This is a genomic window from Nocardia asteroides (assembly GCA_019930625.1).
Lineage (GTDB): Bacteria > Actinomycetota > Actinomycetes > Mycobacteriales > Mycobacteriaceae > Nocardia > Nocardia sputi.
Map to the genome: position 1 here is coordinate 2,893,269 of CP082844.1, position 18,578 is coordinate 2,911,846.

General features: G+C 69.0%; 19 protein-coding genes. 15 read left to right on the forward strand and 4 right to left on the reverse strand.

Going from position 1 to position 18,578, the window contains the following annotated elements:
• The first annotated feature begins 137 nt into the window (after positions 1-137).
• Positions 138-764: a TetR/AcrR family transcriptional regulator gene (locus K8O92_13110; protein UAK34691.1), complete on the forward strand. Its 627-nt coding sequence runs from the start codon at positions 138-140 to the stop codon at positions 762-764.
• Here K8O92_13110 and K8O92_13115 read toward each other — a convergent pair.
• A complete protein-coding gene (locus K8O92_13115; GenBank protein UAK34692.1) occupies positions 748-1,413 on the reverse strand; it encodes a TetR/AcrR family transcriptional regulator in 666 nt (221 codons plus the stop codon). The two genes, K8O92_13110 and K8O92_13115, sit on opposite strands and share 17 nt — an antisense overlap.
• Before the next feature lie 125 nt (positions 1,414-1,538).
• On the opposite strand from K8O92_13115, the gene K8O92_13120 reads away from it, so the two are divergent.
• From K8O92_13120 to K8O92_13130, 3 genes are all read left to right on the forward strand, one after another.
• Complete coding sequence (locus tag K8O92_13120; GenBank protein UAK35666.1) at positions 1,539-2,984, forward strand: cytochrome P450; 1,446 nt, start codon at positions 1,539-1,541, stop codon at positions 2,982-2,984.
• Positions 2,981-3,166: a ferredoxin gene (locus tag K8O92_13125; protein ID UAK34693.1), complete on the forward strand. Its 186-nt coding sequence runs from the start codon at positions 2,981-2,983 to the stop codon at positions 3,164-3,166. The genes K8O92_13120 and K8O92_13125 overlap by 4 nt, the downstream gene beginning before the upstream one ends.
• Positions 3,167-3,252: 86 nt before the next feature.
• Positions 3,253-3,486, forward strand: coding sequence for a hypothetical protein (locus K8O92_13130; GenBank protein UAK34694.1), 234 nt, complete (start codon positions 3,253-3,255; stop codon positions 3,484-3,486).
• Between the two features lie 31 nt (positions 3,487-3,517).
• On the opposite strand, the gene K8O92_13135 is transcribed toward K8O92_13130, so the two are convergent.
• A complete protein-coding gene (locus tag K8O92_13135) occupies positions 3,518-4,369 on the reverse strand; it encodes a uracil-DNA glycosylase (protein ID UAK34695.1) in 852 nt (283 codons plus the stop codon).
• 270 nt (positions 4,370-4,639) lie between these two features.
• Here K8O92_13135 and K8O92_13140 point away from each other — a divergent pair, with 270 nt between their 5' ends.
• The 7 genes from K8O92_13140 to K8O92_13170 all read left to right on the forward strand — a co-directional run bounded on the left by K8O92_13140 (position 4,640) and on the right by K8O92_13170 (position 12,740).
• On the forward strand, positions 4,640-5,083 hold the full coding sequence (locus K8O92_13140) for a GyrI-like domain-containing protein (GenBank protein ID UAK34696.1): 444 nt from the start codon (positions 4,640-4,642) through the stop codon (positions 5,081-5,083).
• On the forward strand, positions 5,080-5,514 hold the full coding sequence (locus tag K8O92_13145) for a GyrI-like domain-containing protein (protein UAK34697.1): 435 nt from the start codon (positions 5,080-5,082) through the stop codon (positions 5,512-5,514). Before K8O92_13140 ends, K8O92_13145 begins: the two co-directional genes overlap by 4 nt.
• 256 nt (positions 5,515-5,770) lie before the next feature.
• Positions 5,771-6,544: a hypothetical protein gene (locus tag K8O92_13150; GenBank protein ID UAK34698.1), complete on the forward strand. Its 774-nt coding sequence runs from the start codon at positions 5,771-5,773 to the stop codon at positions 6,542-6,544.
• Entirely contained in the window at positions 6,534-8,669 is a 2,136-nt protein-coding gene (locus K8O92_13155) for an Rv1355c family protein (GenBank protein ID UAK34699.1), read from the forward strand. Before K8O92_13150 ends, K8O92_13155 begins: the two co-directional genes overlap by 11 nt.
• Before the next feature lie 67 nt (positions 8,670-8,736).
• A complete protein-coding gene (locus K8O92_13160) occupies positions 8,737-10,554 on the forward strand; it encodes an EAL domain-containing protein (GenBank protein ID UAK35667.1) in 1,818 nt (605 codons plus the stop codon).
• 104 nt (positions 10,555-10,658) lie between these two features.
• Positions 10,659-11,786, forward strand: a complete 1,128-nt coding sequence (locus K8O92_13165) for a glycosyltransferase (protein UAK34700.1) — start codon at positions 10,659-10,661, stop codon at positions 11,784-11,786.
• A gap of 63 nt (positions 11,787-11,849) precedes the next feature.
• Positions 11,850-12,740, forward strand: coding sequence for an SDR family oxidoreductase (locus tag K8O92_13170; protein ID UAK34701.1), 891 nt, complete (start codon positions 11,850-11,852; stop codon positions 12,738-12,740).
• On the opposite strand, the gene soxR is transcribed toward K8O92_13170, so the two are convergent.
• Positions 12,709-13,197, reverse strand: a complete 489-nt coding sequence (soxR, locus tag K8O92_13175; protein ID UAK34702.1) for a redox-sensitive transcriptional activator SoxR — start codon at positions 13,195-13,197, stop codon at positions 12,709-12,711. The genes K8O92_13170 and soxR overlap by 32 nt on opposite strands.
• Positions 13,198-13,334: 137 nt before the next feature.
• On the opposite strand from soxR, the gene arcA reads away from it, so the two are divergent.
• Complete coding sequence (arcA, locus tag K8O92_13180) at positions 13,335-14,591, forward strand: arginine deiminase (protein UAK34703.1); 1,257 nt, start codon at positions 13,335-13,337, stop codon at positions 14,589-14,591.
• 7 nt (positions 14,592-14,598) lie between these two features.
• Positions 14,599-14,958 (forward strand): GntR family transcriptional regulator, encoded by a 360-nt coding sequence (locus tag K8O92_13185; GenBank protein ID UAK34704.1) that lies wholly within the window; start codon positions 14,599-14,601, stop codon positions 14,956-14,958.
• Between the two features lie 7 nt (positions 14,959-14,965).
• Here K8O92_13185 and K8O92_13190 read toward each other — a convergent pair whose 3' ends face one another.
• The gene (locus K8O92_13190) at positions 14,966-16,591 is read right to left on the reverse strand and encodes a phospholipid carrier-dependent glycosyltransferase (GenBank protein ID UAK34705.1); all 1,626 of its coding nucleotides are present in this window, start codon (positions 16,589-16,591) and stop codon (positions 14,966-14,968) included.
• A gap of 142 nt (positions 16,592-16,733) precedes the next feature.
• Here K8O92_13190 and rsmI point away from each other — a divergent pair, with 142 nt between their 5' ends.
• Positions 16,734-17,612 carry a 16S rRNA (cytidine(1402)-2'-O)-methyltransferase gene (rsmI, locus tag K8O92_13195; GenBank protein UAK34706.1) on the forward strand — a complete coding sequence of 293 codons (879 nt, stop codon included), beginning with the start codon at positions 16,734-16,736 and terminating at the stop codon, positions 17,610-17,612.
• Positions 17,613-17,701: 89 nt separating this feature from the next.
• Positions 17,702-18,454, forward strand: a complete 753-nt coding sequence (locus K8O92_13200; GenBank protein UAK34707.1) for an isocitrate lyase/phosphoenolpyruvate mutase family protein — start codon at positions 17,702-17,704, stop codon at positions 18,452-18,454.
• Positions 18,455-18,578: the final 124 nt, after the last annotated feature.

An 18,578-nucleotide genomic window follows, 5' to 3' on the forward strand; every position in this document is an offset into this window, starting at 1 on the left:
CTCGAAATGAGCACGCTCGGACGGCCATTGTGCCTGTCCGGAACCGTTCTCCACCCGATTTCCGCCGAAGCCACGGATCGTGGGCGGCGGTGTTCGAAGGACACGCGCCCGGAGGGGCGAATGCATAGCATCGGGATGTGGAGCGAGGATCGTTGCTGAAGGCGCGGGCGGGCGGAAAACTGCACGGCGGCAACCACGGCATCGCGCCGGAAGAGGTGGTGGCCGCCCAGCGCGCCCGCATGCTCGTTGCGATGATCGAAGCGGCCGCGGACAAGGGTTACGCGGCGGCGACGGTGGCGGACGTCCTGAAACGAGCCGGGGTTTCGCGAATGACCTTCTATCAGCATTTCGCGAACAAGGAGGCGTGCTTCCTTGCCGCCTACGACATGGCCGTGGAGATCGTGATGACCCGGATCGGGGACGCGCTCGCGGCCGACGGCACCTCGCTCGAGCGGATGGATCGCGCCCTCGACGCGTACTTGTCCACTCTGGCGCAGGAGCCGCAGGTGGCGAAGGTGTTCCTGGTGGAGGTGTATGCGGCGGGACGGCCGGTACTCCAGCGGCGGCTGGCGGCCCAGGCCGCTTTGGTGGACGGATTCGCGGCGGCGTTCGGCACGACCCGGCCGCATCAGCGGCTGATGGGCGAGGCGGTGATCGGCGCGGTGGTCTCCTTGGCCACCAACCGAGTCGTCGCGGGCGATTTCTCGGCGCTACCGGGACTGCGCGAGCCGCTGATGTCCGCGCTGATCAAGAACCTGGTGTGAGGCCCGACAGCCGTCCGGCGACCGCGGGCAGCCGATCGATCATCGCGACGGTGAAATCGGCGAGCAGGGCGATCAGTCCGTCACGGTCGACGTCGAGCCCGCCGTCCAGCCAGACCAGGACCAGTTCGGCCGCGCCGCCGGTGATCAGCTGGGATGTGGCGGCGATCGCGGTGTCCTGCCCTTCGGGCAGCTCGAGTACCAGGCGGGTCTGCTCGATGATGACGTCGGCCACCTGCCGCATGCCCGCGAAACGGCTGCGCATCAGCGCCTCGTCGCCGTAGGTCTGGGCGAACGCCACTCTCGCCCGCCGCGGATCGTCGGTGAGTTCGACGATGAGGGCGGCGACCCCGGCGCGGATCCGGTCGCCCGGGGTGCCCGTGGTCTCGGCGATCGCGGCCTTGGCCCGGTCGAGCGCCGCCTGCTGGATCTCGGCCAGCACGCCGGAGGCGAGCGCGTCGAGGTCGGGGAAGGCTTCGTAGAAGAAGCGCGGGCCGACCTTGGCCTGTTCACACACTCCACGCACGGTCAATGCCGACAGGCCTTGGGTGCCCATGATGTCCAGGGCGGCGTCGAGCAGCCTCCTGCGCCGGTTCTCCCGGCGCTCGGCCGTGGAGGTTCCGCGGTAGGTGCCGCTGACGGTACGGGTCACCACGCCAGCTTGACACAGTCAAAATTGGGAAACAAACGTTTACGGAAACGTGTGTTTCCTATATCGTCGGATCATCGCAGTGTCGCGAAGGGAAGACGGTCATGAGTCTGCTTGTGCCCCAGTCGATGGACGAGGTCAACGACACGGTCCGCCAGGCGCGGGCCACTTGGGCGTGGCGCGCGCAGCGTGGTGCCGCGCGGTTGGTCGCGCGGTATCCGGTGCGGGTGCGTCCGCTGGCCGATCCGCCGCCGGGCAGCGGACTGAAACCGGTGCTCGGCGACTTCGGGCTCCCCGGCATCGGCTACACCCTGCACGCGCTGGCCGATCCGATCCAGTTCGCGCGCGCGAGATTCGATCGCCTCGGCCCGGTGCAGTGGTTCGGCATGCTCGGTCGGCGGATGGTCACGATCGGCAGCCCGGAGGGCTACGAGGCGGTGATGCTGGACCGGAACAAGGTGCTGTCGGCGCAGCGGGCCTGGGAGTGGCTGATCGGCCCGTTCTTCCACGGCGGACTGTTGCTGCGCGACTTCGACGACCACCTCTACCATCGGCGTATCATGCAGCAGGCGTTCACGCGTCCGCGATTGATCGGCTACCTGGACATGACAACGCCGCGGATCACCCGCGGCATGGCGCGGTGGGAGCCCGCCGACGACTTCCGCGTCTACCGCGCGATCAAGAAACTGCTGCTCCAGCAGGCCACCGAAGTCTTCGCGGGCGCCGAGCTCAGCGAGGACGCCGCACGGTTGGAGCGTGCCTTCGAGGACGCGGTGCGCGGTGGCGCCGCGCTGATCCGGGCGAACGTGCCCGGCGGGGTGTGGGCCCGCGGCGTGCGCGGGCGCCGGGTGCTCGAGAAGCACTTCCGCCGTGAGTTGCCCGCCAAGCGCGCGGGCGGCGGCAACGACCTGTTCAGCGTGCTCTGCCGGGCGAGCACCGCCGAAGGCGAGACCTTCACCGACAGCGAGGTGGTCGAGCACATGATCTTCGTGATGATGGCCGCCCACGACACCAGCACCATCGCCGCGTCCATGCTCGTCTACGAGCTCGGCAGGCATCCCGAATGGCAGGAGCGGCTGCGCGCCGAATCGCTCGCGCTGGGCAAGCCCACGCTGGACTACGACGATCTCGACCGCCTGCCCTCGCTCGACCTCGCGTTCAAGGAGGCGCTGCGGGTCTACTCGCCGGTGGCCCAGCAGGTCCGCCAGACCATCGCCGACACCGACATCCTCGGCTACTACTTGCCGAAGGGGACGTTCATCCTCTGCGGCACGTACGGCCTCATGCGCACCGAGCAGTACTGGCACGACGCCGACACCTTCGACCCGGAGCGTTTCGCCGACCACCGCCGTGAGGACAAATCGCACCGCTTCGCGTGGGCGCCCTTCGGCGGCGGCGCGCACAAGTGCATCGGCCTCTACTTCGGCGGCATGACGGTCAAAGCCGTTGTGCACCAGATGCTGTTGCGGTATCGCTGGAGCGTGCCGGACGGCTACCGGATGCCGCTGGTCGCCGGGACGGGTCCGGTGCCTGCCGATGGACTGCCCATCCGGCTGGAGCGGATCGACCGATGAGAATCGTCGCCGACCGCATCGTGTGCGCGGGGCACGGCATGTGTGAAGCACTGGCGCCCGACCTGTTCCGGGTCGGTGGCGACGGAATCGTCGCGCCGCCGGAGACCGTCGAGCCGTCGGAGCGGGAACTTCTGGAGCTGGTCGTCGACAGTTGCCCGGTCGGTGCGCTGCGCCTGGCCTGAGGCCCCCGGGTCCGTTTTGCGTCCTCAGGGGTGGGTACCGCGAACTGCGACGCTCTTCCCATCGACGCGAGAGGACCGTGAACCTCATGGCCACCTGCGACACCTGCGGAAACGAGTACGACAAGACGTTCACCATCACCCGGGACGGCGAGTCCGCCACGTTCGACAGCTTCGAATGCGCGATCAACGCCATGGCTCCGACGTGCACGCACTGTTCCTGCCGCATCCTCGGCCATGGCGTCGAGGCGCGCGGCGACTACTTCTGCTGCGCGCACTGCGCCCACGAAGCGGGTCATCCCGCACTCGTCGACCACGTCTGACTCGCTGGATCGGCGCCGGTTGCGAGCCCGATCACCCGCGCGGTGCGTGACTTCGCCGCACGTCGAGCCCGGCGGCCACCGCCGCTTCGGCGAGTACCTGCTCGAGCATGGCCGGTGTGAGGCGGCCGGTGAAGGTGTTCTGCTGACTCACGTGGTAGCAGCCGAACAGGTGCAGCGGGCTACGGTCGGCGTCGGTCGCGGTCAGTTCCACGTGCGCGCCGTGGCCGAACTTCGGTCGCGGGCGCGGGACGACCCATCCGGCGCGCGCCAGCACCGGGAGCAGGGCTTGCCAACCGAACGCGCCGAGCACCACCACCGAGCGCGCGGTGGGGGTCAGCAGGCCCAGTTCGGTCTCCAGCCAGTGGCTGCAACGATCGCGTTCCTCCGGCGTCGGTTTGTTGTCCGGCGGCGCGCAGTGCACGGGGGCGGTGATCCGCACGCCGTCGAGTCGCAGGCCGTCGTCGACACCGACCGCGGTCGGCTGGTTGGCCAGACCGACCGCGTGCAGCGCCGCGTAGAGCACATCGCCGCTGCGGTCGCCGGTGAACATACGGCCGGTCCGGTTGCCGCCATGCGCGGCGGGCGCGAGTCCGACGATCAGCATCCGCGCGTCCCCCGGACCGAATCCGGGGACCGGGCGGCCCCAATAGGTCTGGTCGCGGAAGGCGGCCCGCTTCTGTTTCGCGACGAGTTCGCGCCAGGCGACCAAGCGTGGGCAGGCGAAGCAGTCGGCGACCGCCGCGTCGAGTTCTGCGATGGTCCGGCACACGTCAGTGCGGGGTGCTCGGGTCGGCGTCGTCACGCCCCATATGGCGCTCGCACCGGTGCCACGGCCCGGCTGCCGCGGCGGTACGGCGATGTCGGTCGAAGATCGGGGTCTCATTCATCAGCGCTCCGTTCGGCGGTGCCACGGGATCGGCGAACCGGACGATCATGCCCACTATGCATCAGCCGTGCGGGCCGATGCCGCCCCGTGACGATCCGCCTCGCGCGTGCCGGACCGCTTCGGACATCTGTCCAGTTCAGCGACGTGATCGGGCGTCCTTCGGGCTGGACATGTGATCGGTACCACCCGGTCCGGGTTGGTAGCATGGCGATTCCGACCGACCGGATGCGGTGGTTCACCTCCGGCTTCCATCGAAAGAGTCTTTTCATGCAGTTTGAAATCGTCGAGCGGGACGAGACGTGGGTTGCCGGGCTGCCGGTGCGCAGCCCCAAACGCGCGCTCGGGGAACTGCGTGACCGCGATCTGGAGGCCGCGTGGGCTGCGGTGTTGCACCAGGAACTCGGCGGGCCGCTGGCCAGCGCCTACACCGATTACACCGGGGAGCTGGGCACCTACAACACGCAGATCGTCGGCTACCAGTGCTCCTCCTTCGACGACGTCACCCGCGGTCACTTGGTCGCCCGGTTGCCGCGCGGCGCCTACGCCCGGTTCTCCTCGGTCGGTAACTTCCCGCAGGTGATGACCGACCTGTGGACGCAGATCGCCTACGCCGAGGAGCACAACCAGATCAAGCGCACCTATACCGGCGATTTCGAGTGTTATCCGCACGCCTACAAGATCGATCTGTACTTGGCGGTAGACGCGCGATGAGCTATGCGATCGTGGTGCGTGCCGAGGCGATCTACGGCGGGCTGGTGGTTCCGCGCGTGCGCCCGAGCTTCAAGGTCAGCAACAGCGACCTGATCGACTTCCTCAAGGACCGGCTGCGTGACCGGGCGGGCGAGGATCGTCCGATGTACACGGTGTACGTGCCGGACCCGGCCGGGAACTACAACGCGGTGGTCTGCTTCGAGTACCCCTCCCCGGACGTCGTGCCGGTGGGCGATGTCCTGGTGCGGGTGCCGAAAGGCGTTTATGCCCGCTTCGCGCCCAACGGCGACTATCACGATCCGGTGGAGGACGCCTGGGCGCAGGTCGATGACGCGACGGCGTCCGCCGAGATCACTCGCGCCTATCGGGAAGAAATCGAGATCTGGCACGGGCCGGAGTCGGTCGAGTTGTTCATTTCGATCCTCGTTTAGCTTGCTGAATAGTAACTATCTCCGAACCAACTGGTCTCCACGTTATTTTCGATACTGATTGCTTGCCGGTTGACCTGGGAAAATAGTCGGTGTACCGGAGAGTTTTCGGAAGATTAGCCGGACGGCTGGTCAATTCCTGCCCGATGACGGATACTGCCCTGGGCAACTTCATCTCGGCTCAGGCCGTGGGGGCTGCATCGGGCTGGATCGGGCTGGACTATCGCGCAGGGCGGCGCGGCGATGGAGTAGGAACAACATGACTGTGGATCTGATTGCAGTCGTGCCGAGGAACTCCCGTGGGCGGGGAGTGCGGCGGTATTACGACGCGCAATCCGAGTGTGCGTTCTTTGTCTCCGAACCGGGTGTGTCACCGGAGCTCTGGCACCGGTATCTCGGCGGGGCACTGGATGTTTACCGGCGCTTCGGCGTCGAACACGCACTCGAATACGACACGGTCGCCGACGGCGAATCGACGTCGCTGTTCTTCGCCGCGCTCGACGCCGACGGCGACATGGTCGCCGGGGTGCGGATGCAGGGGCCCTACACCGACGCGGAGCAGGCGCACGCGCTGGTCGAGTGGGCCGGTCATCCGGGCGCCGAGGAGGTGCGCCGGATGATCGCCGATCGGATACCGCACGGGGTGGTCGAAGCCAAGGGGGCGTGGGTCGCGCGCGACGCGGCCAAGCGAGCCGAGTTGGGCGCCGCGATCTCGCGCACCGTGCTGCACGGCGCGCGCCTGCTCGGCGCGCGCTACGGCTTCGCGACGGTGGCATCGTTCACCGTGGCCCGTCATTCGGCCTGCGGGGCGGTGCCCGCCGAGCACATCCCTTCGGTGCCGTATCCGGACGAGCGCTACCAGACCGTTCCGCTGTGGTGGGACACCCGCGGTTACGCCGTGTTCGCCGAGGAAGCGCAGCGGTCGCTGACGCACGCCGAACAGGACGCGCTCGGCCTGCCGGCCGCACGTCCGCTCGACACGCGGTGCGCGATCGGCTGTGGGACGGAGGGCCGGCGCGGATATGGGCGATGACCCCAACCGAGTAGCGGACCACCGGCCGCTGATCCTCGACTCCACCGATCCGGAAGATGCCCGGATACTCGCCGGGTTGCGCGCGGACCCGCACATCGAATTCCTCGATCTACGTGCGTCGTTGCACGTGGAGTACGAAAGAATGGTCGCCGCGCCGGATATCGCGGAAGGCCCGGAGGCGGATCGCTGGATCTACTATCCGTGGCGCGCGACGGTGGTCGGATTGCCGGGGCCGCGTACTTTCCGGATGATTCGGCTGGACCGCAATCGGAACAAACTGACCAGAGCCGAGCAGGATCGCTTGGCCGGACAAACGATCGGGATCATCGGACAAAGCGCGGGGCACGCTATCGCGCATCTGCTCGCACTCGAGGGCGTTTGCGGTGAATTACGCTTGGCCGACTTGGATGAAATCGAGTTGTCCAATTTGAACCGGGTTGCGGGAACGCTGTTCGACGTCGGCGTCAACAAAGCGGTGGTAACCGCGCGCCGTATTGCCGAGTTGGATCCCTATCTGCCGGTACAGGTCTTCGAATCCGGCGTCGACGAGAATTCGGTGGACGAGTTCTTGGCGGGGCTCGCGATCGTGGTCGAGGAATGTGATTCGCTCGATATGAAACTGGTGGTTCGCGAGGCGGCGGCCCGGCACCGCGTTCCCGTCCTGATGGAGACCAGCGATCGGGGTTTGCTGGATGTGGAGCGTTTCGATCTGGAACCTCAGCGCCCGGCGTTTCACGGATTACTCGGCGACGTCCGCGCACAGGACTTGCGCGGGCTGACTTCGAGGGAGAAGGCCCCGTTCGTGGTGAAGCTGCTCGGCGCTGCCGCATTGTCACCGCGGCTGGGCGCGAGCCTGGTCGAGGTCGGCGAGACGGTGACCAGCTGGCCGCAGCTGGCCGGGGACGTCACGCTCGGCGCCGCGAGCGTGGTCGCCGCCGTCCGGCGCATCGGACTGGGGTGGAAGCTGGATTCCGGTCGCGTGCGGGTCGACGTGGAACAGCATCTCGACGAGTTGGCCGATCCGCCGCCGAACGACGAGCCGGTGTGGGCCGAAGCGACGCCGGAGGCCGTTGCGGGGCCCGTCGACAGTGTCCTGGCCTGCGCGCAGCGGGCGCCGTCCGGCGGAAACATGCAGCCCTGGTCGCTGCGAGCCGCAGCGAGCGACATCTTCATCGAGCTGGCGCCGGAGCACAGCACCGCGATGGATATCGGCTATCGCGGCAGCGCCGTCGCGCTCGGCGCGGCCGTGTACAACGCGCGGGTCGCCGCGGCCGCGCACGGGATTCTCGGCCCGCACGAGTTCATCGAGGGTGCGCCGGGGTCCGGCCTGCTCGTCGCGCGCCTGCGGCTGGGAAACGACCGGAGCGCCGAAATGGCCGCCGACTATCCCGCCGTATTGCGGCGCGAGACCAACCGCAGGGTCGGCACCGGGGCCAGACTGGCCGACGGGGTACTCGATGCCCTCGCCGAAACCGCCGAATCGGCCGGCGCGCACGTGCGTGCGGTGGTGGACCGGCGGGGCATCGAAGCAGCTGCGCATTTGCTGAGCGATTCCGATCGAATCCGCTATCTCACGCCCCGGTTATACGAGGAAATGCTCGCCGAAGTTCGTTGGCCGGACGACGACCCGGAGACCGGGATCGATGCCCGCAGCCTGGAACTGACCGACGACGAGTGGGCGGCATTCGAGATCACCACCCGCGCCGACGTCATGGCGCAGTTGCGCTCCTGGTCGGGTGGTTCGGCGCTGGGGAAATACACCGGTGACCGGGTGCGGTCCAGCTCGGCCATTCTGGCGGTGACGTTCGAGGCGACCGACCCGCGATTGACCGACTACGCGGAGGCGGGCGCGGCGGTCGCGCGGGTTTGGGTGCAGGCCGAGCGCCTCGGATTGTGTGTGCAACCGATTTCGCCGGTATACCTCTACGCCCGACGCCCGGCGGAACTTGCTGCGATTTCCCCCGACTTCACGGATACACTAGCGTCACTTCAGGGCCGTTTCCTGGACCTGCTGGAAGTGCCTGAGCATGAGACCATGGCGTTGGTGCTTCGCCTGAGCTACGCCTCCGCCGCCACCGTACGCAGCAGGCGGCGTCCGGTGCTCGGTGTGGACACCAGTAGTTAGCGCGATCGGAGACAATGTGCCACGGCGGACACTCGACTCGTTGGTGACCCAGGTCGCCTCTGAGCTCATGGGTGTGGACGCCACGACGATGGTCGCCGCCACCGAACGCGTGCTCGCGCACTTGGTCGAGTACTTCGACGTGGACTTCAGCTACGTGCGCCACACCGACCGTGAACGTCGAGCAACCGTGCTCATCGCGGAGTGGCCGCACCGGCAGCACGTGCCGGATCCGGACCCGCTCGGCGTGATCTACTTCGACGGCGCCGACCCGGTGTTCCGTGCGCTGGAGAACGCGACCGAGCCGATGGTCGCCCGTCCGACCCCGGAGTTCGCCGATTACCAGGAGACCGTCCGCCGGGGGTCCGGCATCGCCGGAGTGACCTCGGCGGCCGTGCCACTGCTGTCGCGGGGCGAGCCGACCGGCGTGCTCGGGTTCGTCAAGTCGGGTGACCGGGAGTGGAGCACCCGCGAACTCAACGTGCTCAAAGCCATCGCGGCGCTCTTCGCGCAATTGCAGGCGCGGGTGGTCGCGGAGGAACGTCTCCGATATATCGCGCTGCACGACGACCTGACCGGCCTGGCGAACCGGCGAGCGCTGCTCGAGCACATGGAAGAGCGATTACGTTCCGGTAGCCCCGGCCCGGTGGCGGCCTTCTTCCTCGACCTGGACCGCTTGAAAGCTCTCAACGACTTCCTCGGTCACACCGCCGGGGACAACTTCATCCGCACGTTGTCGACGCGATTGCGGGAGAACCTCGACCCGAACGACATGATCGCCCGACTAGGCGGCGACGAGTTCGTCATCGTGCCCGCCAAACCGATGGACGCGGTGGCCGCCGAATACGAGGCCAACCGGATCCAGCAGTTGATCGCCCGGCGCGTCACCGTCGGCGGCGAGTCCGTCAGCCGGGGAGCCAGCGTCGGAGTGGCGCTGGGCATCCCCGGTGAGACCACTGTCGCCGACGTGCTGCGACGCGCCGATCATGCGCTGTTGTCGGCGAAGTCGGGCGGCGGCAACGGCGTCGCGGTGTTCACCGACACCATGCGCGCCCAGTTCGAACTCCAGGACGACGTGGAGCTCAACCTCCGCGGCGCGGTGTCGGACGGCTCGCTGCTGCTGCACTACCAGCCCGAGGTGGACCTGCGCACGGGTCGCATCGTCGCGCTGGAGGCGCTGGTCCGCTGGCTGCACCCGACCAGGGGGCTGCTGCCGCCCGCCGCGTTCGTCACCGTCGCCGAAGCCACCAACCTGGCCGGTGAGCTCGGACGCTGGGTCATCCGGTCGGCGTGCGCGCAGTTCGCCGAATGGCGCAGGCGGGGTATGGCCGGCAACGTGGTGATGCGGATCAACGTGTCGCCGGTGCAGTTGGTCAGCCTCGATTTCGTCGAGCGCATCGAGGACATCCTTCGCCTGTTCGGCATCGACGGCAGCTCTGTGTGCCTGGAGATCACCGAGCACGTCGTGGTCCAGGATCTGGCCCGCACGCAGGTCACCCTGCGCGGATTGAAGCGGATGGGCGTGCAGATCGCCATCGACGACTTCGGTACCGGCTACAGCTCGCTGTCGCATCTGAAGGCGCTGCCGGTGGACGCGGTGAAGATCGATCGGGGGTTCGTGCAGCGGCTCGGCGCCAGCACCGACGATCTGGCCATCGTGAAGTCCATCATCGGCTTGGCCGGCTCGTTCGGGCTGGGCGTCGTCGGAGAGGGCGTCGAGACGGCGGTCGCCGCGCGGACGCTGGTCGGCCTCGGCTGCTACCGCGCGCAGGGCTTCCTGATCGCGCGGCCGATGCCCGCCGAGCAGGTCGAGGAGCATCTCGTGGCAGGCCGGATCCCGCTCGATCTGGATCTGCCCCGCGCCGGGCGCGGCTTGCCCGCGCACTGAGATCACGGCCGCATCCGCCGGTGGGCGGCTGGTTGTCCTTTTCTTTCACGGCCGTTCACCCACCGTTGGTCGCCGGTAACCCGATCCGCTGCAACATCGGCCACGTGCGCATAGTTCAGCTTGCGAACTTCTACGGTCCGCGTTCGGGTGGGCTGCGCACGGCGCTGCACCACCTCGGCGAGGGCTATGTCTCCGCAGGCCACGACGTGGTGCTGATCGTGCCGGGTCCGCGCCGATCGGAGGAGATCCTGCCCACGGGGGTCGTGCGGATCACGCTGCCCGCGCTGGCCATTCCGTGGACCGGGGGCTACCGTGCCGCGGATCCCCGCCGGGTGGCCGACGTCCTGGACGGATTGCGGCCCGACGTGCTCGAGGTGTCCGACCGGCTGACACTGCGCGGCTTCGGTCGCTGGGCGCGGCGTCGCGACGTGACCGGCGTGATGATCTCGCACGAGCGGCTCGACCGGCTGCTGGGGCAGGTGCTGCCCGGCCCGGTGGCGCGCCGGTGCGCCGACGTAGCCAACCGGCGCACCGCCACCGACTACGACATGGTGGTGTGCACCACCCGGTTCGCGCGCGAGGAGTTCCAGCGCATCGGCGCGGCGAATGTCGAATTGGTCCCGCTCGGTGTCGACCTCGAGCTGTTCCGCCCGGACCGGCGTGATCGCGGGCTGCGGGCCGATCTCGGCGTGCCCGGTCATCCGCTGCTGGTGCACTGCGGCCGGTTGTCGGTCGAGAAGCGGGTGGATCGCAGCATCGAGGCGGTCGGCGCGTTGCGCGACGCCGGGATCGAGGCGCGGTTGGTCGTCGCGGGGGACGGGCCGCGCCGGGACGCGCTGCAACGGCGGGCTCGCGCGCTGGCTCCGCTGCCCGGCGGGGTGCCCGCCGTGCACTTCACCGGTTTCATCTCCGACCGCGAGATGGTCGCCAAACTGCTTGCCACCGCGGACGTCTCGCTGGCGCCGGGCCCGCACGAGACCTTCGGACTCGCCGCTCTGGAAGCGCTCGCGGCAGGCACACCCGTGGTGGCCAGCCGATCCTCGGCGCTGGCCGACATCGTGACCGCCGACTGCGGCGCGGTGGCCGCCGATCATCCGTCCGCTTTCGCGCAGGCGGTCAGCGACGTGCTGGCCATGCCGCAGGCCGGTCGGCGCCGAGCCGCACGCAGCCGCGCCGAGCAGTTCACCTGGCCGCGCGCCGTCGCGGGCATGCTCGCGGTGCTCGGGCGGTAACGGCGTTGCGGTCGGAGACCGTCGCCTGGACTACCCTGCGGGAAACCGATTCGGCGATTCGAGATGGGATGCGCAGTGCTGGGTAGAAGTCGCGGGCGAGCGGGTCGAACGACGGTGCGCGAGGGGAAGGTTCTGGTCACCGGTGCCGCCAGCGGCATAGGCCGGGCCACCGCCATGGCCGCCGCAGCGGACGGCGCCGAACTGGTGCTCACCGACATCGATGCCGAAGGCCTGGACGCCACGGTGACCGACATCCGCGCCGCGGGCGGCCGCGTCGCCCTGGCGGAAGCGCTGGATATCACCGACTACGACGCGGTGCGCGCCTTCGCCGATCGGGTGCACGCCGAACTCGGCAGCCTGGACGTCGTCATGAACATCGCGGGCACGTCGGTCTGGGGGACGGTGGAGAACCTGGAGCACAAGCACTGGCGGCGCATGGTGGAGGTCAATCTCATGGGCCCGATCCACGTCATCGAGACCTTCGTGCCGCCGATGGTGCGCGCGGGCAAGGGTGGCGCGCTGGTGAACGTGTCCTCCGCGGCGGGTCTGCTCGCCTTGCCGTGGCACGCGGCATACAGCGCGGGCAAATACGGCATTCGCGGCGTGTCGGAGGTCCTGCGCTTCGATCTGGCGCAACACGGCATCACGGTGCACCTGGTGGCGCCGGGCGCGGTGAACACGCCGCTGGTGCGCAGCGTCGAGCTGGTCGGGGTGGACAAGGAGGACCCGAAGATCAAGCGGCTCACCGCGGCCTTCGCCGAGCACGCGGTGCCGCCGGAGAAGGTGGCGACGGCGATCCTGCGCGGGATCGAACGCAACCGGTTCCTGGTCTACAGCTCGTTCGACATCCGATTCGGCTACTGGTGGGCGCGCAAATTCGCCTTCCCCTACGAGTTCGTGATGCGCCGCACCAGCGCGCGGTTCAGCAGGCTGCTGGCTTCGACGGGCAGTTGAGATGCACGTCGAGCACGCGCGCGCCGGGTCCCTCGGCGCCGAGCCGGTCGTGCTCGTTGACCAGGCGACAGGTGCCCAGCGACAGGCAGCCGCAGCCGATGCAACCGGTGAGGCTGTCGCGCAGGCGGATCAGCTGGGTGATCCGGTCGTCGAGGTCGGCGCGCCACGCGGTCGACAGCGTCTCCCAGTCGCGCCGGGTCGGAGTGCGGCCCTCGGGTAGCTGATCGAGGGCTGCCCGGATCTCGCTCAGCGGTATGCCGACGCGCTGGGAGATGCGGATGAACGCCACGCGGCGCAGGGTCTCGCGGGCGTATCTGCGCTGGTTCCCGCTGGTGCGTCTACTCGTGATCAGTCCTTCCCGTTCGTAGAAGTGCAACGCGGAGACCGCCACTCCACTACGCTCGGAAAGCTGCCCCGGGGTCAGCTCTTTCGCCCGCCAATCGGCTGCTGTCGACATGCACGCTCCTCCCTACTCACCTCAACAATACTTCAGGTTAGGGTGTGGGGGACCGGATTCGGGGGATCACGGACCGGTCGGCATTCGAAGCCGAGGAATTCCGTGCTCTCCGGGCCGCGGCGCACTACGGTCTGATCATGGGAGCAGATGCTGTGTCCGCGCAGGAGGGTGCGCGTTTGGCCGTGACGTCCGAGGTCGGCGCGCTGCGTACGGTGCTGCTGCACCGTCCCGGCAGCGAGCTGCGCAGGCTTACCCCGCGCAACAACGATCAGCTGCTGTTCGACGGCATCCCGTGGGTGGAGCGCGCCCAGCAGGAGCACGACACCTTCGCCGAGGTGCTGCGCGGGCGCGGCACCGAGGTGCTGTTGTTGTCCGACCTGCTCGCCGAAACGCTCGCGGTCAGCGGCGCGGCCCGCGTCCAGGGCATTTCCGCCGCGGTCGACGCGCGCAGGCTCGGGCACGCCCTGGCCGACGAGCTGGCCGCATTCCTGCGCGGCGTGCCCGCCGCGGAACTGGCCGAGATTCTCATGGCGGGCATGACATTCGACGAATTGCCGTTCGGGCCCGACGCCACCTCGCTGGTCCGCCGCATGCACCACGGCGGTGACTTCGTCATCGACCCGCTGCCCAATCTGCTGTTCACCAGGGACTCGTCGTTCTGGGTCGGTCCGCGTGTCGCGATCACCTCGCTCGCGCTGCCCGCCCGCAGCAGGGAGACCTCGCTGACCGACCTCATCTACGCCTTCCATCCCCGTTTCCTCGGGGTGCGCCGCGCCTACGAATCGCATACCGCGCCGATCGAGGGCGGTGACGTGCTGCTGCTGTCGGAGGGCGTGGTGGCGGTGGGCGTCGGCGAGCGCACCTCGCCCGCGGGCGCGGAAGCGTTGGCGCGCAGCCTGTTCGACGACGACCTGGCCCACACCGTACTGGTGCTGCCGATCGCGCAGACGCGCGCGACCATGCACCTGGACACGGTGTGCACCATGGTCGACGCCGACGCCGTCGTGATGTACCCCGCGGTGCGTGAGTCGCTGTGCGCTTTCACGATTCGCAAGGAGGACGACTACGGCGGCCGGCTCGGTAGCGGCCGGGTCAGCATGCGCGGGCCCGACCCGTTCCTGCCCGCGGCCGCCGAGGCGATGGGCATCGACAAGCTGCGGGTGATCGACACCGGCCTGGACGGGGTCACCGCCGAACGCGAGCAGTGGGACGACGGCAACAACACCCTTGCGCTGGCTCCCGGCGTGGTGGTCGCCTACGAGCGCAACGAGATGACCAACGCCAGACTCGAGGACGCCGGGATCGAGGTGCTGCGCATTCCCGGGTCCGAATTGGGCTCCGGCCGCGGCGGACCTCGTTGCCTGTCCTGCCCGCTGTCCCGAGACGACGTGTGAGCCCGCCATGTTCACCATCACGGTCTCCCACGAATCGCCGGTGCCGCCCTACGAGCAGTTGCGCCTCGGCGTCATCGCCCAGGTGCGTTCCGGCGAGCTGACCGCCGGAACCAAGATCCCGACCGTCCGCGCCCTTGCCGCCCAACTCGGCTTGGCCCCGAACACGGTCGCGCGGGCCTACCGTGAGCTGGAGGCCGACGGAGTGGTCGAAACGCGGGGCAGGCAGGGGTCGTTCATCGCGTCGTCCGGTGACCCGACCAGGGACGTAGCGGGCCGCGCGGCCACCGCATACGTCGCGACGGTGCGCAGGCTGGGATTGGACGACGCCGCCGCGCTGCGATACGTGCGAGCGGCCCTCGAAGGCTGACCACGCCTCACCTCCAGCTGGGCAGCCAGAGGTGGTCGTGCCAGTTGCCCGGGGTGATCGGCAGGGCGGTGAGAATCGGCCAGAGCCAGATGAAGTTGGCGATCACCAGACCCAGGTAGAGACAGACCGCGAGCAGTCCGAGACTGCGTCGTTCGTTCGGTGGGGCGGGCAGGTAGGTCCCGGCGGGGCTGCGCGGAATGGTGGAGGGGCGCGCCGGGCCCAGCACGTCGCCGAGCGCGAGCGCCACGCCCATCACCAGGAACGGGGCCATCGGGACGGCGTAGAAGTAATACATCTGCCGGTCGAGGGTGGCGAACCAGGGCAGCAGCGCGGCGCCGTAGCCGACCAGCACCGCGCCGTAGCGCCAGTCGCGGCGGACCACGGTGCGCCACAGCATCCAGGCCAGTACCGGACCCGCGACCCACCAGATGGCCGGCGTCCCGATCAGCATCACGGCCTTCACGCACTGGGTCTGCCCGCAACCGGTGACCCCGCTGTCGGCGTAGTAGTACAACATCGGGCGCAGGCCCATGGGCCAGGTCCAGGGTTTGGATTCCCAGGGGTGATGGTTGCCCGCCGAATTGGTGAGCTCGGTGTGGAATTCCAGCGACCTGGCGTTGAAGTACCAGAGCGAGCGCAGCGCGTCCGGCGCCACATGTGACCAGAATCCGCCGGTACCGATCGGGTCGGTCGGCGCCGACGGATTGCCCGGCATGTGCCGGTACACGCCGGTCTCGCTCGCGAACCAGGCCCAATAGCTCGCCAGGTAGACGCCGAGCGGCACGAGCACCAGTGCGTAGAGCGCGGGCCCGATATCGCGCAGCGCCACGCCGAGCCAGGGGCGGCGCACCCCGTACGTCCGCCGCGCCGAGAGGTCGAAGTAGACGCTCATCAGGCCGAAGGCCGCGATGAAATAGATGCCGGACCATTTGGTTCCGCAGGCCAGGCCGAGCAGCACGCCCGCGCCGAAACGCCACCAGCGCACCCCGAGGCGGGGTCCGGAGTCCGTCACGCCGATCCGGCCCTTGGCGTCCGCGCGCGCGAGCCGGGCGCGCATCTCGTCGCGGTCGACGATCAGGCAGCCGAAGGCGGCGGTGACGAACAGCGCCATGAAGATGTCGAGCATGCCGATACGCGAGGAGACGAAGGTGAGCCCGTCGGCGATCAGCAGGATGCCCGCGATCGCGCCGATCAGGGTGGAGCGCGCCATCCGGCGCACGATCCGGATCACCAGCAGCACCAGCACGGTTCCGGCGAGAGCGGCGGTGAAGCGCCAGCCCCAGCCGTTGTAGCCGAACATCGCCTCGCCGACCGCGATGAGTTGCTTGCCGACCGGGGGATGCACCACCAGCCCGTAGCCGGGGTTGTCCTCCACCCAGCCGCCGGTGAGCATCTGCCAGGCCTGCGGGGCGTAGTGCTTCTCGTCGAACACCGGTGTGCCCGCGTCGGTCGGGTAGTTGAGCATCGTGAAGCGCGTGACCGCGGCGATCGCGGTGAGAAACGCCGTCACCAGCCAGCCGCGCAGGCGATCGGCCGGGCCGAAGTCGGGCGGCGGCCGCAGCGGTCCCGGACTCGACCAGGAGGGCACGGTTCCGAACCGTGCGGTCGCGCGCTGGTCGGTCACCTGGGTCACGCCCCGATCGTATGCTGTCGCGCCACGGTGGTAATTCAGGCCGTACCAGTTGGGTGCGTCCGGCTCGCCGTCGAATCCGCGTGAGTTGTGGAGTTCCCCGGTGTGCCGGTCGGTTCCCGTGGCCGGGCCGATACGCTGCTCGATGGATGTGCTCGACGTGGACAGGAGTGTGGTGACGCAGGTGGCAGGGGGCAGGCTCGTGCTGGCGGCGACACCGATGGGCGACGTCGGGGATGCCTCGCAGCGCCTGCGCGATGCCCTGTCCACAGCGGACGTGGTGGCCGCCGAGGACACGCGGCGGACCAGGTCGCTGGCCAAGGCGCTCGGCGTGGAGCTGTCGGGCCGGGTGGTCAGCTTCTACGATCACGTCGAGACCGCGCGGATCCCGATGCTGCTCGACGAGATCGCGGGCGGGCGCACGGTGCTGCTGGTGACCGACGCGGGCATGCCGTCGGTGAGCGACCCGGGCTACCGCATGGTGGCGGCGTGCGTCGAGCGCGACTTGGCGGTGACCTGCCTGCCCGGCCCTTCGGCGGTGACCACGGCCCTGGCGCTGTCGGCGTTGCCGGTGGAACGGTTCTGCTTCGACGGATTCCCGCCGCGCAAATCCGGCCAGCGCCGGGAGTGGTTGCGGACCTTGATCGCCGAACCGCGCGCCTGCGTCTTCTTCGAGGCGCCACATCGGCTCGCCGACTGCCTGGCCGACGCGGTGGAGGTCCTCGGCCCGGACCGCCGCGCCGCCGTGTGCCGGGAACTGACCAAGACCTACGAGGAAGTGGTTCGCGGCACCCTGGCCGAACTGGCCGCTTGGGCCGTCGAGGGCGCGCGTGGCGAGATCACGGTGGTCCTCGCCGGCGGTGAGCCCGCCTCCGCCGACCCCTCGGACCTGGTCGGGGACGTCGAAACCCTCACCGCGACCGGCCTGCGCCTCAAGGATGCCTGCGCCGAGGTCGCCGCCGCACACGCCGTCTCCCGCCGCGAACTCTACGATGCGGTTCTCACCGCGCGCCGCACGTCCTAGCCGGTACGCGCCGCGCGTCGACCGGGTGTGAAATTTCGCTCCGCCGTGGGTGGTCGACCAAGGGTGCGGCGGCGGGCAAGATCGTCGGTATGACATCTCTGGAGAGCAAGGCCACGACGTTTCTCGGGTTGCACGTGCCCGGGGATCCGGGAGTCTTCCCGACGGTGTGGGATGCCTGGTCCGCGAAAGTGGCTGTGGAGGCGGGTTTTCCGGCCTTGACGGTCGGTAGTCATCCGCTCGCCGAATCGATCGGCCGCGGGGACGGGGAAGGGATGACGTTCGAAGAGTCCCTGGCCCGGGTAGGCCAGATCACGGCGGCGGTGGACGTACCGGTGTCGGTCGACATCGAGTCGGGATACGGACTGGAACCCGCGCGGCTGATCGAGGGCTTGCTCGAGGCGGGGGCGATCGGACTGAACATCGAGGACACCGTGCACAGCGAGGGCAGGCGCCTGCGCGCGGCGCAGGAACACGCCGACCTCGTGCGCGGATTGCGCGAGTCCGCCGACAAAGCGGGCGTGCACGTGGTGGTCAACGCGCGCACCGATCTGTTCCTGCGCAAGGACGGCGACGACGCCGATCGGGTCGACCGCGCGATCGAGCGCTTGCGGCTGGCTGCCGAGGCTGGCGCGGACGTGTTGTTTCCGGTGGGCCGCCACGCCGAGGCCGACCTGCGCCGCCTGACCGCCGAACTGCCGCTGCCGGTCAGCGCCACGGTCCAGCCGGATCAAGCCGACAAGGCGGCCCTCGCCGACCAGGGCGTCGCGCGGATCACTTTCGGCCCTTACTTGCAGGCCGCGCTGACCAGGGAGGTCAATACCCTCCTCGATCGGTGGAAGTGAGACCGGGGACGGGCTCGTCCTTGTGGCAGGTCCGCGACCGGAGGCCGAGCCCACCGGTACGGCGGTGAGCTCGGCCTCGCACGGTGGACCGAGTCGTTCGTGTGCGGGCGGTGAACCGGCCGGC